We start from the raw sequence: 16165 nt of genomic DNA, 5'->3' as shown, positions 1-16165 counted from the left end.
GCAGATCGGATTTTTATCCATAAAGGAAAAAGTATTTCTGACGTCGAAACAATAAAGAGAATAGAAGAAAGGAAGGTGCCTGAACATGAATAAAGGGATTGAAATCCAGGATCTCTATGAGTTAAAGGCCGTATCAGATCCAAGATTGTCCCCCAGTGGAGATGAAGCCGTTTATGTCAAAACCTTCATGTGTGAAGAAAAAAATGAGTATTTCTCAACCTTACATAGCATCCGTCTGCAGGATAAGACCACTCATCAATGGACTTTCGGAGAACAAAAGATTTCAACTCCCATATGGTCACCTGATGGTAGAAAGATCGCCTTTGTATCCAATCGCTCCGGTGTGAATCAACTATACCTCATCCACCGGGATGGAGGGGAAGCAGAACAACTGACAAATTACCAAAAAGGCGTTTCAAATCCAGTCTGGTCTCCATGCGGTGAGAAAATTTCAGTCACTCTCCGACTTGAAAAAGGGGAGACGTTTGAAAACAAAGAAGGCGAAGAAGAGAAATTAAAGCCATACGTTGCGACTGGCATGAAATATAAAAGTGATGACCGAGGATTCGATGACCAATGCTATTCGCAAATAGTAGTGGTGGAGGTGGCATCGAAAAAAATGAGAAGAGTCACGGACGATATCCATGATTACACTCTTCACTCCTGGTCGCCAGATGGAAAGCATATTGCATTTTCAGTGGACCGAACAGGAGACAAGGATTTCTCATTCCAGTCTGATTTGTGTATTTCTAACCTTGAAATGAATGAATACAAAAAGGTCAATGAAGAATCGGGTTACTACGGAGGAGCGGCTTGGTCTCCTGACGGAAAGCATCTTGCCTACATAGGGCACGGACGTGAATTCGAGAATGCGACACATAATAAGGTGTGGCTGCACCACATTGAAACTGGACATTCCATTTGCCTGACAGAAGGCATGGATCTGCCCGTAGGAGATTATCTTAATAGCGACAGTGTCCAAGGTTCATCACAAACGGGGATACTATGGTCAAAGGATAATGAAAGCTTCTATTTCCTGGCATCTGATGCAGGGAACACAGTCCTTTACTACGCACATATTGATGGGGCGATATACCCTGCACTGCTGCAGGAAGAACAACATGTATATGGATACGACTTCGATTCAACTCGACAGGTGATGCTCGTTGCCATGAGCAAGCCGACCGAACCGGGTGAATTATATACTCTTCATGTTCCTAGTGGTGAGTTGAATAAAATGACTAACCTGAACGGGGACCTGCTGGGGAATCGTGAATTATCTTCTCCCCAATCGTTTATGTACACTGGTGCGAAAGACTGGCCAGTACAGGGTTGGATCATGAAGCCAGTCGGTTTTGAGGAAGGAAAGAAGTATCCACTTATCGTCGAAATACATGGAGGCCCCCACACCATGTATGGGAACACGTTCTTTCACGAATTCCAAGTGCTGGCAAGTAAAGGATATGCTGTTTTATATGTGAATCCAAGAGGAAGCCATGGCTACGGGCAAGAGTTCGTGGATGCCGTAAGAGGCGATTACGGCGGCGGGGATTACGAAGATATCATGGCAGCAGTCGAGTATGCCCTTGAGGAATTTCCGTTTATTGATGAAACCCGCTTAGGTGTGACCGGTGGAAGCTACGGAGGGTTCATGACCAACTGGATCATCGGTCATAGCGACAAGTTTAAAGCTGCAGCCACCCAGCGCTCCATCAGCAATTGGATCAGTTTTTACGGAGTGAGTGATATCGGCTACTACTTCTCAGAATGGCAAATCCAAAGCGATCTTGGCGACATTGAAACCCTCTGGAAGCGTTCACCTCTTGCGTATGTGAAGAATATGAACACACCCCTATTAATACTTCACAGCGAAAAGGACTACCGTTGTCCGATTGAGCAGGCGGAACAACTATTTATCGCCTTGAAACGTGAGAAGAAAGATGTGAGATTTGTACGTTTCCCGGAATCCAATCACAATCTGTCCAGGACCGGAAAGCCTTCTTTGAGGGAAGCAAGGTTACAAGAAATAGTGGATTGGTTCGGGGAGCATTTATAGAGGTGAGAGCTGTCATTCCTGGATGGGGATGGCAGCTTTTTGTTATGGAGATATGGAAAGCAGGAATTGAAGATAAAATTGGGACGTGGGTGGGAGCGAATAATTTAAAAGTCGATAATAAAATGTAAAACTCGATAATATATGGGCTGAGGTCGATCATATTGACCTCAGCCTATTCAACAACCCAACGCAAAAAATCCCCACCCTGGCACGTTTACATCCCCTCTCATTAGGCAAGGTTATAATAATAAAACCAACAATAGAGAACAATGTGGAAATCTTGAATCGGTGTGATATGATGAAAATAGTAAGTAACGATATAACGAAATGAGTTTATTTGTTCATGGTCGTTTAAGGGGAAACATATAATATGGATATAAATAAGATTAAAGACTGGTTTACGCTTGAGAATATGATGGACCTGATTCAGCAGTATCGCTCATTTGGACCCATTCCAGGGATCCTGCTTCCGCTGTTGGAAGCATTTCTTCCATTCCTGCCCCTGGTCGTGTTTGTGACAGCCAATGCGAATGCCTTCGGGTTATGGTGGGGATTCCTGTTTTCATGGATTGGCGCTACGCTTGGTGCACTTATTGTGTTTCTACTGGTACGAAGATATGGGGAAACACGATTCTTTCGCTTCCTAAGAAAGAACCGCCAAGTGAAGCGGTTGACGAAGTGGGTAGACAAGCATGGGTTTGGCCCATTGTTCATCCTTTTATGCTTCCCGTTTACGCCGTCTGCCGTGGTGAATGTGGTAGCGGGATTGTCGTCGATCAGCATCGCCCAGTATATGCTCGCGGTGGTGACGGGGAAAATGGTGATGATTTTCACCATAAGCTTTATCGGATATGATATTATATCATTAGTAAGACAACCAATACGTACTGTAATCGTTGCAGCCATTATTTTTGTCCTATGGTTTGTAGGAAAACGAATTGAGATACATCTGAATAAGAAAATGGAAATAGACCAACGAATTGAACGGAAAAAGCAGGAGGAATCAAATTGAGAGAAGAGGTAAAAAGAGAAGGACTCGAATGGATTAAAGCCTTGGGGATTGGACTGATCATCTTTATCATCATTCGAACCTTTCTCTTCTCCAACTATGTAGTCGAAGGTGAATCGATGATGCCGACACTACAGGATGGAAATAAACTTGTTGTGAATAAAATCGGTTATCATATTGGAGACTTGGATCGCTTTGATGTTGTTGTCTTTCATGCGAATGAGAACGAGGATTATGTGAAACGAATCATTGGACTGCCCGGTGATAAGGTCGTTTATAAAGATGATAAGTTATATGTAAACGGAGAATACTATCCTGAACCTTATTTAGAAAAATTCAAGCAGGAGTACATCGGCAACAAGCTGACCGGGGACTTTACCCTTGAAGAAATCACGGATGAGCAAACGGTTCCCAAAGGAAAAGTATTCGTTCTTGGAGACAATCGTCGGGGAAGCATGGATAGTCGCTACTTCGGTTTTATAGACCGGGAACAGATTGTGGGAAAAGTGGATCTCCGTTATTGGCCTATCAACGAATGGGATATACAATTCAGGAACTAAGGGAATGCTGTTCAATACATGAACAGCATTCTTTTTTTGCGAAAGATTCTTCAGCATGTACTAGTTGTCCTCCTGTAATCCATATAAATATGATAGAATAGTAAGAAAATTCAATCGTTTTGAGGGTGGTAGTGTGACAATCGAAATACCAATCATTGAAACCAAGTTTGTGCCGCCTGTTGTCAAGCATTCATATATAAGGCGTCCAAGCTTAATGAAAAAAATGAGAACGGTTACAGATTATAAGCTGGTGATCGTTCATTCGGGAGCAGGCTACGGAAAGAGTACGGCCATCAGTCAATTCCTGCAGGATGTGAAACCAAACCATTGCTGGTACTCCATTACACAAACCGATGATGGACTCGTTCCGTTTGTGACAAATATTGTGTACAGCATCCAGAAGCAAATTCCTCATTTTGGCGAAGAGTTGAGGGAAACGATGTTGTCCATGGGACAATATATGAAGGATGACGATATTTTCCGAGTAAGTGCATTGTTTATAAACGAATGCATGAAGATCCCTCAAACATTCACCATTATCGTGGACGACTACCATTTAGTGGACCATTCCTTCTTTATCAATCAGTGGATGGAGAAGGTGATTGAGCACTTACCAGATCACATTCATTTCATTCTATCTACGCGTACAAAACCTTCATGGGCCACATTCATCCAGTTGAAAATATCCCGACAATTGCTAGAGATAACAGAAGGTGACCTCTGTTTAACGAAAGAAGAAGTGGAAATATTTCTAACGGACTTTCATGAGACGATCATTCCCGAATCCCAGCTTGATGCGATCTGTGAATTAACCGAAGGCTGGGTCATTGCTGTCAGTATGATTCATTCGCAACTCCAGGAGAATCCTGATATTCTCATGGTGGAAAAACAGCATTCCTCCCTTGATGAACTCTTTCACTATTTGGCTCATGAGGTGTTTTCCAAGCAAACGCCGATAGTCCAGCAGTTCTTGAAGCAAATCTCGATTCTCGATGAAATCAATGGGCGTACATGCGAATCCATCTTTGAACTGCCGGGATCCGGGCAGATGTTAAGCCAGCTGTCAGAGAAAAATGCCCTTCTGCAAGAAATGAAAGGGTCGCATCATTACCGACTTCATGCCCTTTTCCAAACTTTTTTAGAACGGAAATTAAAAGAAGAAAGTATGGGGCTCTATAAGGAATTACAGCTGAAATGTGCTCGATTCTATGAGCAGCAAGGGAAGTGGGAGAAAGCGATTCATCATTATATGAAAATGGAAAACATTGATGCGGTATCCGCTATTCTGGTTCGCGAAGCGGAAGCGATGATGAAAAGTGGACAGCTCGAAACACTGGGTGACTATTTGGGGGAGGTTCCAGACTCATTAAAAGATCAATATTATCCCCTTTGGTTTTATCAAGGTGAGTTCTTTCGCTATCGTTCATTCTACGAAAAAGCAGAAAATGCCTATACCTATGGAATTAGACTGGCAGAGAAAAAGAATGATCCGCTCATGCTGAGCAAAGCATATGAGGGAATCGGCAGAATCTATTTAGATACGATTCAGCCGGGAAAAGCGCAGCGGTATTTACTTAAAGCAATTGAATGCTTAGAGGGAGAAAATACTGAATATCTTCAGGAAAAAAATCATTTATATGTTCTGATAGCAGAGAATTTGGTGAACTCAGGAAAAGCGATTCAGGCAAAAATATGGTATGACAAAGGAAAGAAGAGCGGTTTCATGAGGGAAGAAGGCAATCTTGAGGCAAGGATGCTCCTGCGCACAGGCAAGCTACAAGAAGCTAAACAGGTTCTTCTTTATAAGGAAGGTGAAGACCAGCTGCCCCAATCCCATCGGGAAAAAGAATTGCTTCTATCACTCATTCAATCGTTTATGGGGAATGGAGATGAGGCCAAGACGCTCGCACAGCAGGGAATCAGTCAGGGAATCAAGGGGAAGTCTCCGTTTGTAGAAGCATGCGGCTGGATTCGCATGGGTCATGCCGTTCAGCTCATCAGTGATTACGACGCAGACCTTGCCAAAAGCTGCTATGAAACATCGTTGGAATTAATGAGTCAAATCAATGTTTCAAGGGGAAAAGCAGAACCGTATATGGGGCTGTCCATTCTCTATGCCAGGTTAGGGGAATTCCAGAGGGCAAAGGAATTAGCTGAAGAGGCATTGCATGAAACGGAAAAGGTAGAGGATATGTGGTTGTATTCACTTATCCTTCTCAGCGTCGGGATAACGAACGTTTATAATGAAGAATTTGAAGAGGCGAGGAAAAGCTTTGAACATGCGGGCAGTCATTTCGAAGCGTGCGGAGACCGTTACGGCAAAATGGTGACAGATTTGTGGAAAAGCGCAATAGCCTATAAAACAGGTGATCATGATCGATTCGTTGAAAACATGACCTCCTGTTTAAATGAGGTCCAGATGGGAGAATATGAGTTTATCTTTTTCAAGCCGACCACATTCGGGCCGAAAGACCTGCAAAGCCTGATTCCATTATTAGTAAAAGCTTACCAGGAGAGCATTCACGCCCCATATTGTCATCAGCTTTTAATCAAATCAGGATATGATTCGATCACCTCCCATCCGGGGTACACAATTAAAGTTCAAACCCTCGGACGCTTTGAAATTCGGTTAGGGGATCATAAAGTCATAGAAAAGCAGTGGCAGCGGGAGAAGGCGAAAGAATTATTTCAATATTTCCTTATTCAACGGAATCAATTGAAGAGGAAGGAAGAAATTATCGAAGAGCTTTGGCCTGAGGGGACAGGATCGGATCGTGATTTCAAGGTGGCACTCAACGCCCTGAACAATGTACTGGAACCCAATCGTCAAGCCAGGGGAAAAGCTTTCTTTATAGGGCGGCATCAGGAAGGGTATGGATTGAATCCAATGGCCAACATTGAATACGATGCCGATCAATTCACCAGCTGGGTCACAGAAGGGTTAAAGGAAAACGATGTGGAAAAATCCATTCAATACCTGGAACGGGGATTACATTACTACAAAGGGACGTTCCTGCCTGACCGGAAGGGAACGTGGTGGACCGAGAAGGAAAGGGAACGACTGCATCTTCAGTATTTGAGGGGATTGGAGAAACGGGCCCAGCTCGCAGTGAGAAAAGAACAGGTAGATGAAGCTATCGATTACTGCCTCACGATCATCGAACATGATCCCCTTTGGGAGGAAGCCTACCGCATCCTTATGTACAGCTATTATCAAAAAAATAACCGACCCCAAGCCGTGAAGTGGTATCAGCGCTGCAAAGATATATTGGAAACCGAAATCGGCGTCGACCCAATGGCTGCAACCAGGCAAATGTACGAAATGGTCATTGGAGCGAAGGATAGGGGGAAAGCTCTTTGAATGAAAAAGGATCAATTCCTCAATGGGGATTTGATCCTTTTTGGTTGAAGTTGATAGTTAGATAGCAGAATTTGATAAAGTGACGGGAATGGTCCCGACCTTCATCCTCTCCAAAAACGCATCGACAAACTCCTGGTCCCACTGGGTACCTTTTCCTTCTTCCAAGATGGAGAAAGCTTTTTCGATAGGCATACCTTTTCGGTAGGGGCGGTCAGAGGTCATGGCGTCAAAGGCATCGGCAACAGCAATCAATCGTCCGAACACGGGAATCTCGTCTCCTTTTAATCGATCCGGGTACCCGCAGCCATCTACCCGCTCATGGTGATGTTTGATCCCAGGCAAGATGGGAAGGAGCTCTTCTGTTAATTGAACTCCTTTGACAATTTCCTCGCCAATGACAGGGTGGCGCTTGATTTGATCAAACTCTTCATTGGACAATTTCCCTTCCTTTAAAAGCACATCATCCCGGATTCCTATTTTTCCAATGTCGTGAAGCAGCGCCGATTTATTGAGTAAGTCGATGTCTTTCGAAGACCAGTTGCATTGTGTGGCAATTAAAACAGAAAACTCTGCAACACGTTTAGAATGACCGGCCGTATATGGGTCCCGTGCATCCAATGTACCCGCCACTACTGCAAAAAATTGATCGAGTAGCTGCTGGTTTTTCTGATCTCTCAGATTGATGGCTCCTACCATGTGGTTAAAGCCGGAAAATAAATGGGAAAACTCATCCGTGTATGTATTCACAACAGGTGAAACATGACCCTCTTCTACTTTTTCAAAACGGGCTACCAGCTCTTTCACGGGTGCTTCGATGCTTTTGAAAATAAGGAGGGCTCCATAGAAAGCGAGTATTGTAATGATGAAAATCAGAGTCCCTGCCCATTTCCAGTAGTCTACTAGAAGAGTGGAGTCTGCAATCGATAAGCGAATCTGTGAGGCTAATGAAAAAAGCAGGATCGGAAATAGGGCAAGAAACAGGGAGGCAGCCAAGATTTTCCTTTTTAAACTGATAAAGAGGGTGGACTGATTCGATGGATCGACCCCGTATGTTTCAACTGTTTTCCGAATAAGGTCCACTTGCAGCGAATGACAAGCTCTAAAGGTTAAGAAAAACTCAATCAATGCATGAAGAATCGCCACTAAAAAGGCGCCGCACCAGGCATAAAAAATGTAGGTGTACGGAATTGACAACCATCCTGCGTTGATGCTGATAACCGTCAATAAAGTCGACGGAAGAGCAAGCCCCAGAAAGTGGGGAAGCATGATTCGTTTAACCGTTAAAAGTGGGAACCTTTCCACTTGTTGATAGGCAGTTGAGAGAAGGTCCAGACTTAGTGTTGATTTCTTCTTTCTATAGACAAGCTTCATCGGACGAATATGCTTCTGATACACCAAAAATTCGCAGCTGAACATCGTGACGATTGAAAGGAAGATGATGCCTCCCATTGTGATCAGTTCATTTTCATTAAGGGCAAGGGTTTGAAAAATGAATACAGACCCGACACCAAAGACGGCTATGAAACTTCCCAGAAGATAATTTTTTATGATTGTACGTTGAAATTGCTGAAATACACTCAAGGATGAATCCTCCAATTTCACTAACATTTAGTAGATTCATTATATAGGAAATTTGGAGGGGGGGACATACTGTTTTAGAAGTTTGTTCCATTTTGAAGAAAGTAGGTGATGTCATTACCCTAACCATCCTTCCGAATCCATATACTAAAACCCACGTGTAACTCATTTGTAACTCCCCTCACCTAAGATGAATTCAAAGCTATTATCGCTTTAGTTCATATTCTAAGGGGGAGAAAATGTGAAACGATCGTTTAGATGGACGGTTTTAATGATGTTGATGTCATTCATGCTTATTGCTGCGAGTGCCTGCAGCTCAGAAAGCAGTGGCGGGTCGGGGGATACAGATGAGAAAGAACAGGAGACGGTGAAGATTGGAGTGCTTGCTTCCCTTACAGGGGCACTGGAGTCATATGGGAAGCAAACGCAGCGCGGATTTGAATTAGGCCTCGAGTATGCTACGGATGGAACGATGGAAGTGGCAGGGAAGAAAATAGAGGTTGTGTTCGAGGACACAGAAACGAAGCCGGAGGTGGCCGTTCAGAAAGCGACGAAATTATTAGAAGAAGATGGGGTTGATTTTCTGGTGGGATCATCAAGCTCAGGTGATACATTAGCCGTGCTGCCACTTGCAGAAGAATACGAAAAGATCATGATTGTTGAGCCGGCGGTTGCCGATAGTATTACCGGTTCAGAGTTTAATCCTTATATCTTCCGCACAGCCCGTAACTCTTCACAGGATGCTGTTGCAGGAGCTGCTGCGATTGCGAAGGATGGAGTGAAGATCGCTACACTGGCACCGGATTATTCCTTTGGCCGCGATGGGGTTGCAGCCTTTAAAGAAGCGGCTGAAGGTCTTGGAGCTGAAATTGTGCTTGAAGAATATGCAGATCCGGCAGCGACAGACTTTACATCGAATATCCAAAAGGTCATAGATAGTAAACCGGATTATCTATTTGTGATCTGGGCAGGTGCGAACTCTCCATGGAATCAAATTGGGGATATGAAGCTCCAGGAAAAAGGGATCAAAATTTCTACAGGGGCACCAGACATTGCTGCACTATCCGCTATGGAAGCACTTGTAGGGATGGAAGGGTTCAGCGTCTATTACCATGAACTGCCGGACAATGATATCAACGACTGGTTAGTGGAAGAACATAAGAAAAAATATGACGGGGACGTTCCCGATCTCTTTACTCCAGGTGGGATGAGCTCGGCGATTTCCATTGTGGAGGCTATCAAGAAAACAGAGGGGGATTTAGATTCTGATACCCTCATTGAAACGATGGAGGGAATGAGCTTTGAAACGCCGAAGGGAACGATGACCTTCCGGGAAGAAGATCATCAGGCATTACAAACGCTCTATGCCATCAAGCTTGAGATGAAAGAGGGAGTTCCATATCCTGTTCCGGTTTTGATCAGAGAGCTTTCGCCGGAAGAAACGGCTCCTCCAATCCGTAACTAAAATCCAAAGGTAAGGAATGAAAAGGGGATGACTGACAGGGTGTGTTATGGCACTTTGTTATCAGTCAGCCCCTTTCATGAAATTTAAGCGGGGTGAAGACAGTTGAGTATTTTAGAAACAAAGAATCTAACGATTAAGTTCGGAGGTCATACTGCCCTTGATGATGTAACGTTCTCAGTACCTGAAAAGAAATTCAAGTCGATCATCGGACCGAATGGTGCCGGGAAAACGACGCTCTTTAATCTTCTGAGCGGTCAATTAAAGCCAACTGGCGGAGATGTGTTTTTGAAGGGAAAAAAGATTACGAGACTCTCACCTACAAAAAGGGCACGGCTTGGAATCGGCCGATCCTTTCAAATGACGAATGTGTTCCCGAATCTGACGGTTTTAGAGAATGTGAGATTGGCCGTGCAGTCGAGGCTCGGGATCCGCTATGTGATGCACCGGAATATTAAAGCGTTCAGTGATGTCATGAGTGAAGCCTATGACTTATTGAAGCTCGTCATGCTCTTTAATAAAGCGGACTCTCTTGCCGTAAACCTTGCACACGGAGAAAAACGAAAACTTGAAATCGCCATGCTCCTTGCACTGGATACGGAAATCTTACTGTTGGATGAACCTACTGCAGGAATGTCCCTGGAAGAAGTACCGGCAATCCTGGAAGTGATCCGTACCATCAAATCTCAAAGAAATAAAACCATTGTTCTCATTGAACACAAAATGGATATGATCATGGATCTGTCTGACAGCATTATGGTGTTATTCAATGGTCGAATGCTTGCCGATGATCATCCAAAGGAAATCATGAAGAATGAACAAGTGCAATCGGCTTATTTAGGGGGACTTTACGATGAGCACACTGCTTAAAGTAGAAAACATCGAAACGTATATCGGTCAGTATCACATATTGCAAGGTGTATCCTTTGAGGTTAAAAAAGGGGAAGTCACGGTATTATTAGGAAGAAACGGTGCCGGTAAAACAACAAGCCTCCGAAGTATCATGGGACTGACGCCGCCATCGAGAGGATTGGTCACCTATAAAGGCGAGGAGATTCAAACTCTTCCCACCTATAAGATAGCCAATAAAGGTATCGGCTATGTCCCTGAGGATCAAGGGATATTTAGTGATCTGACAGTGGAAGAAAATATGAGAGTTGCCATGAAGACTCAAGATCAAGAGACAGAGGTACGAATGAATTGGATCATTGATCTATTTCCCGATTTGAAAAAGTTCTGGAAAAAGGCAGGTGGGAATTTAAGTGGAGGGCAGAAGCAGATGCTTTCCATTGCAAGGGCGTACTTAAATAATAATGACCTTATCTTAATCGATGAACCGAGTAAGGGGCTCGCTCCGATTGTCGTAGAGAAAGTGATGCATTCCATTGAAGAAATGAAAGAAAAAACCACGATTCTTCTTGTTGAGCAAAACTTTATGATGGCCAGTCAAATCGGGGATCGTTTCTATATTATCGACGATGGAACCACCGTGCACGATGGGCAAATGCAATCGTTGGTCAAAGATGAAGAATTGAAGAAGAAATACTTAGGAATTGCGTGAGGAGGGATGAGGATGGACCTCATCATTAACTTGGCACTTAATGGATTGGCCACAGGGATGCTGATTTTCCTGCTGGCAGCAGGTTTGACGCTCATATTTGGATTAATGGATGTATTGAACTTTGCTCACGGAGGCTTATTTGCATGGGGAGCATACAGTGGCGTCTGGGTTTATACCGTAACAGACAGCTTTATGGTAGGCATTATCGGAGCGATTGCAACTGGAATGGTGCTGGGACTCGTGACAGAAAAATTCATTATTCAGCCTGTGTACGGAAATCATGTTCAACAGATTCTCATTACGTTAGGGTTCATGCTCGTTCTTTCCGAGATGTTGAAAGTCGTTTGGGGACCGAACCAGCTATCCGCGAAAGCGCCTGACTATTTAGCGGGAAGCTGGGAGATCGGGGATGTCATTGTCATTAAATATCGTGTCTTCATTATCCTTGTTGGATTATTGATTTTCACGATCATCCAGCTGATTTTGAATAAAACAAGAATCGGCTTGATCGTCCGGGCAGGGGTCATGAATAAAGAAATGGTCGAAGCCTTTGGTATCAATATTAAGAAAATGTTTATGTACGTCTTTATGGTTGGATCTGCCCTGGCTGCCCTCGGAGGAATCCTTCTTGCACCATATTCAGGTGTCATTTATGCAGAGATGGGCATGGAATTTGCGATCCTTGCCTTCATCGTAGTGGTGATCGGGGGAATGGGAAGTTTTCCGGGTTCGTTATTTGCGGCTATCTTAGTCGGCCTGTCAGGCTCGTTCATGACGTATTATGTGCCCGAATTATCCCTGGCAGTCAATATGATATTAATGGCGCTTGTACTGATTTTCAGGCCACAGGGACTATTTACAGTAAAGGGGTGACAAAATGAAGATTCTCAAGCAGCGATCGAACGTATTTTTAGGGCTAGCCTTAGGGGTACTGATCATTTATCCATTTTTCAATGATTCAAGAAGCATGATGATCCTCCTGACCCAGGTCTTTATCTTCGGCGTATTTGCCATGAGCTATGATCTCCTTCTCGGATATACAGGGATCGTTTCCTTTGGGCATGCCATGTTCTTTGGTATCGGAGCCTATTCTACAGGCATTTTTCTCGATCGAATGGAGCCTACCATGTTTTGGCTTTTGGTCTCCATCCTGGTTGCTTCCGTGGTAGCAGGAGTCGTCAGCTATATCGTCGGACTCTTGACGTTACGACTTAAAAGTCATTTCTATGCAATGTTGACCCTTGCCTTTGCAGGATTATTCCTCGTCGGGGCTGAAAAATGGAGAAGTTTAACATTTGGAAATGATGGATTTACGTTTAGGACACCGGATTTAATGAAGGATCGTCTCGTATTTTACTTCATCTGCCTCGGTGTGATGGCCGTCATCTTTATCTTATTAAGAAGATTCACCCATTCTCCTGCCGGGTCCGTACTCCAGGCCATTCGTGAAAACGAGCAGAGGGCCGAATCACTCGGGTACCAAGTCCTCCATTATAAGATTATAGCGAGTGTGATAGCAGGTGTGATTGCGAGTTTCGCAGGTTCATTGTATGGATTGTCATTACGGTTTGTGAACACAAGTGTCTTTACGATGGATGTCACTCTGGATGCCTTATTAATGACCATCATTGGTGGAGTGGGTACACTGGTCGGACCGATCGTCGGAGCTGGCCTGATTGAATTTGCCCACCACTGGTTGACCGAGCTCGCCAAAACCTATCCGATCTTTGAACGCTGGATCATTTTCTTCGGAATCCTTTATATCCTGGCGGTTATGTTCTTCCCGGCGGGTATTGTGGGGTCATTTAAGAAAATCAAGAAAAGAAAACGGGGGAAACAAGAGCACAGGGAAGAGAAAAACATCGCAAGCTAAAAGGGAGGATCTTTCATGACGATCGGCATTCTGAGCACCGGATTATATTTACCCTCAACCACTATGACAAGCAGGGAAATTGCTGAAAAAGCAGGACTTCCTTTAGAGGTTGTAGAAAACAAAATGGGAATCAAGAAGAAAGCGGTTCCAGGACCGGAGGATCATACATGTGCCATGGGAATTCAAGCGGCAAGGAAGGCAATCGAAAAAGCATGCATCGATCCCAAGGGTATTGATGTAGTCATCTACATTGGTGAAGAACATAAAGAATACCCTCTTTGGACAGCGGGCATCAAGCTCCAGGAAGAAATCGGGGCTTATCGCGCCTGGGCTTTTGACGTGGCGTTACGGTGCGGTACCACGATTATGGCGATGAAGCTTGCCAAAAGCTTGCTGGAAACGGATCCTTCCGTTAAAACCGTGCTTCTTGCAGGTGGCTACCGTAACAGCGACTTCATTGATTACGAGAATCGCAGGACACGCTTTATGTTCAACTTGGCAGCTGGCGGCGGAGCGATGATCCTTCAAAAAGGTCTTAAGAAAAATATGGTTTTGGAAACATCGATCATCACCGACGGATCGTTTTCAGAAGATGTCATTGTCCCGGTAGGTGGGACGAAAGAGCCCTTGACAGGAGAGTCTATCGGACGATATAAGCTGGATGTCACAGATCCTGAAGGAATGAAAAAGAGGCTCGAGCAGAAATCCATGGATCATTTTCTAAAGGTCGTCCGGGAATCCCTTTATAAAAGTGGATACGAAGAAAAAGATATTTCATATGTGGCCATGCTTCATATGAAAAAGTCGGCGCATCGTTATGTATTAAAGGAACTGGGGCTTACAGACGAGCAGTCCATCTATTTGGAAGAATACGGACATATCGGTCAATTCGATCAAATGTTGTCACTGGAACTGGCAGAGGAAAGAGGCAAGCTTAAAGAAGGCGATGTAGTCGTTCTTGTCAGTGCGGGAATCGGGTATGCCTGGGGGGCGACTACTATCGTTTGGGGCAATTCATAAAAGGGGGAGAATGCAGGTGATAACGGTTCAGTTGAAAAAAGTAAAGCTTGGAAATGGAGAGACGCTCGCTTATCGGGAACGAAGAGGGGGACACATTCCACTGGTCCTCATCCATGGGAATATGACATCATCCAAACATTGGGATATTGTACTGGATCGAATGGATGAAAGCTATAAAATTTATGCCGTTGATATGAGAGGATTTGGCGAATCCAGTTACCATCGGGGTATTACGAGTATCAAAGACTTGTCCGATGACATCAAGGATTGGGTAGACGGGCTGGGTCTCCGTGACTTTTCGATGGCGGGATGGTCGACTGGCGGAGCGGTCGCCATGCAATTTGTCATCGATTATCCGGGAGTTTGTAAGAATCTTATATTACTAGCTTCAGCTTCTACAAGGGGTTACCCATTCTTCGGGACAAAAGCAGATGGTACACCTGATATAGGAAATCGTCTTTGTACAATGGAAGAGGTGACGATGGACAGCGGGAAAACCGTACCGGTTCAAGCTGCCTATGACGGGAATGATCGGGATTTTCTCCGTTCCCTCTGGAATGCCTTGATTTATTCCCATAATCAACCTGAAGAGGATCGCTATGAAGAGTACATCGATGATATGAGAACGCAGCGGAACCTCGCTCATATCTATCAGGCATTGAATACGTTTAATATAAGCGGTGTTTACAATGGTCTCGTTGAAGGGACCGATCAAGCGGTCTCCATCTCGATACCGGTTCTTGTTTTAAGAGGAGACAGGGATTATGTAATCACAAAAGAAATGACAGAGGAAATTGTCGAAGATATAGGAGAAAACGCTACTTTTGTTGAATTAAAGAATAGTGGGCATTCACCGCTCATCGATGATGCAGATCAATTGCTTCGGACAATGACATCATTTTTACAGATGAAGGAGGAACCAGCATGAGACTGGAAAGCAAAGTCGCCCTGATTACGGGTGCTGCGAACGGAATAGGATATGCAGCAGCGAAACTATTTGTGGAGGAAGGATGCCATGTTGCCCTCGTCGACTTTAATCAGGAGGTCGGCGAAGAAAAAGCCCGACAGCTGAATGAACTGGGAACGGGGAAAGCAACCTTTTTTCAAGGGGATGTAGCAGATCGCTCTTCCGTTGATTCTTTTGTAAAAGAGGTAAAAGAACAATTTGGGAAAATCGATATTTTAATTAACAATGCTGGAATTACAAGAGATGGCATGATTCATAAGTTATCGCCGGAAGATTTTCAAAAGGTGCTGGATGTGAATTTAACAGGTGTGTTTCATTGTACCCAAGCGGTTCTCCCCTATTTGATTGAAAATGGAAAAGGGAAAATCATCAACACATCTTCAGTAAGCGGGGTATACGGAAATGTCGGTCAAACCAACTATGCCGCAACAAAAGCGGCAGTTGTCGGAATGACGAAAACATGGGCGAAGGAATTAGGCCGTAAAGGAATCAACGTGAACGCAGTCGCACCAGGATTCACCGAAACGAGCATGGTGGCAGCCGTCCCGGAAAAAGTCATCGATCAAATGAAGGCGATGATTCCCCTTGGAAGATTAGGGAAACCGGATGATATCGCGAAAGCATATCTGTATCTGGCATCTGATGACAGTGACTATGTGAATGGAACCGTCCTCCATGTAGATGGCGGCATCATGATGTAATTTAGACAGGAAAGGGA

At 44.3% G+C, this 16165-nt stretch carries 14 protein-coding genes; 13 read left to right on the top strand and 1 reads right to left on the bottom strand.

Annotation, left to right across the window (positions count from 1 at the left end; all coding sequences use genetic code 11):
• Positions 1-85 precede the first annotated feature (85 nt).
• The 5 genes from ACXAF2_RS21665 to ACXAF2_RS21645 all read left to right on the top strand — a co-directional run bounded on the left by ACXAF2_RS21665 (position 86) and on the right by ACXAF2_RS21645 (position 6986).
• On the top strand, positions 86-2056 hold the full coding sequence (locus ACXAF2_RS21665; RefSeq protein ID WP_475141754.1) for a S9 family peptidase: 1971 nt from the start codon (positions 86-88) through the stop codon (positions 2054-2056).
• A gap of 2 nt (positions 2057-2058) precedes the next feature.
• Complete coding sequence (locus ACXAF2_RS21660; RefSeq protein ID WP_475141752.1) at positions 2059-2184, top strand: hypothetical protein; 126 nt, start codon at positions 2059-2061, stop codon at positions 2182-2184.
• Positions 2185-2426: 242 nt separating this feature from the next.
• Complete coding sequence (locus tag ACXAF2_RS21655) at positions 2427-3068, top strand: TVP38/TMEM64 family protein (RefSeq protein WP_148968401.1); 642 nt, start codon at positions 2427-2429, stop codon at positions 3066-3068.
• Entirely contained in the window at positions 3065-3625 is a 561-nt protein-coding gene (gene lepB, locus ACXAF2_RS21650; RefSeq protein ID WP_148968402.1) for a signal peptidase I, read from the top strand. Before ACXAF2_RS21655 ends, lepB begins: the two co-directional genes overlap by 4 nt.
• Positions 3626-3758: 133 nt before the next feature.
• Positions 3759-6986 carry a BTAD domain-containing putative transcriptional regulator gene (locus tag ACXAF2_RS21645; RefSeq protein WP_475141750.1) on the top strand — a complete coding sequence of 1076 codons (3228 nt, stop codon included), beginning with the start codon at positions 3759-3761 and terminating at the stop codon, positions 6984-6986.
• A 57-nt stretch (positions 6987-7043) separates the two neighbouring features.
• On the opposite strand, the gene ACXAF2_RS21640 is transcribed toward ACXAF2_RS21645, so the two are convergent.
• Positions 7044-8567: an HD-GYP domain-containing protein gene (locus tag ACXAF2_RS21640; protein WP_475141748.1), complete on the bottom strand. Its 1524-nt coding sequence runs from the start codon at positions 8565-8567 to the stop codon at positions 7044-7046.
• Between the two features lie 268 nt (positions 8568-8835).
• Between ACXAF2_RS21640 and ACXAF2_RS21635 the strand changes: the two genes are divergently transcribed.
• From ACXAF2_RS21635 to fabG, 8 genes are all read left to right on the top strand, one after another.
• Positions 8836-10029 carry a substrate-binding domain-containing protein gene (locus ACXAF2_RS21635; protein WP_475141878.1) on the top strand — a complete coding sequence of 398 codons (1194 nt, stop codon included), beginning with the start codon at positions 8836-8838 and terminating at the stop codon, positions 10027-10029.
• Positions 10030-10131: 102 nt separating this feature from the next.
• Entirely contained in the window at positions 10132-10896 is a 765-nt protein-coding gene (locus tag ACXAF2_RS21630; RefSeq protein WP_475141747.1) for an ABC transporter ATP-binding protein, read from the top strand.
• Positions 10880-11587, top strand: coding sequence for an ABC transporter ATP-binding protein (locus tag ACXAF2_RS21625; RefSeq protein WP_475141745.1), 708 nt, complete (start codon positions 10880-10882; stop codon positions 11585-11587). The genes ACXAF2_RS21630 and ACXAF2_RS21625 overlap by 17 nt, the downstream gene beginning before the upstream one ends.
• Before the next feature lie 12 nt (positions 11588-11599).
• Positions 11600-12460, top strand: a complete 861-nt coding sequence (locus tag ACXAF2_RS21620) for a branched-chain amino acid ABC transporter permease (protein WP_475141743.1) — start codon at positions 11600-11602, stop codon at positions 12458-12460.
• A gap of 4 nt (positions 12461-12464) precedes the next feature.
• Entirely contained in the window at positions 12465-13460 is a 996-nt protein-coding gene (locus ACXAF2_RS21615) for a branched-chain amino acid ABC transporter permease (protein ID WP_475141742.1), read from the top strand.
• A gap of 15 nt (positions 13461-13475) precedes the next feature.
• Positions 13476-14480: a 3-oxoacyl-ACP synthase gene (locus ACXAF2_RS21610; protein ID WP_475141740.1), complete on the top strand. Its 1005-nt coding sequence runs from the start codon at positions 13476-13478 to the stop codon at positions 14478-14480.
• Positions 14481-14490: 10 nt separating this feature from the next.
• Positions 14491-15408 carry an intracellular short-chain-length polyhydroxyalkanoate depolymerase gene (gene phaZ, locus ACXAF2_RS21605; RefSeq protein ID WP_475141739.1) on the top strand — a complete coding sequence of 306 codons (918 nt, stop codon included), beginning with the start codon at positions 14491-14493 and terminating at the stop codon, positions 15406-15408.
• Positions 15405-16148, top strand: coding sequence for a 3-oxoacyl-ACP reductase FabG (fabG, locus tag ACXAF2_RS21600; RefSeq protein ID WP_475141737.1), 744 nt, complete (start codon positions 15405-15407; stop codon positions 16146-16148). Before phaZ ends, fabG begins: the two co-directional genes overlap by 4 nt.
• The last annotated feature ends 17 nt before the right edge of the window (positions 16149-16165 follow it).

This window comes from Rossellomorea sp. ABR4_004, from assembly GCF_056159585.1.
Note: the sequence above shows the minus strand (reverse complement) of the source record. Positions and strands in the feature narration are given on the sequence as shown.

Excerpts from the sequence above, each read along its gene's own strand:
- ACXAF2_RS21665 (WP_475141754.1), top strand. The coding sequence starts at position 86 with ATGAATAAAGGGATTGAAATCCAGGATCTCTATGAGTTAAAGGCCGTA.
- ACXAF2_RS21655 (WP_148968401.1), top strand. The coding sequence starts at position 2,427 with ATGGATATAAATAAGATTAAAGACTGGTTTACGCTTGAGAATATGATG.
- ACXAF2_RS21635 (WP_475141878.1), top strand. The coding sequence starts at position 8,836 with ATGATGTTGATGTCATTCATGCTTATTGCTGCGAGTGCCTGCAGCTCA.
- ACXAF2_RS21625 (WP_475141745.1), top strand. The coding sequence starts at position 10,880 with ATGAGCACACTGCTTAAAGTAGAAAACATCGAAACGTATATCGGTCAG.
- ACXAF2_RS21620 (WP_475141743.1), top strand. The coding sequence starts at position 11,600 with ATGGACCTCATCATTAACTTGGCACTTAATGGATTGGCCACAGGGATG.
- ACXAF2_RS21615 (WP_475141742.1), top strand. The coding sequence starts at position 12,465 with ATGAAGATTCTCAAGCAGCGATCGAACGTATTTTTAGGGCTAGCCTTA.
- ACXAF2_RS21610 (WP_475141740.1), top strand. The coding sequence starts at position 13,476 with ATGACGATCGGCATTCTGAGCACCGGATTATATTTACCCTCAACCACT.
- phaZ (WP_475141739.1), top strand. The coding sequence starts at position 14,491 with ATGCAGGTGATAACGGTTCAGTTGAAAAAAGTAAAGCTTGGAAATGGA.
- fabG (WP_475141737.1), top strand. The coding sequence starts at position 15,405 with ATGAGACTGGAAAGCAAAGTCGCCCTGATTACGGGTGCTGCGAACGGA.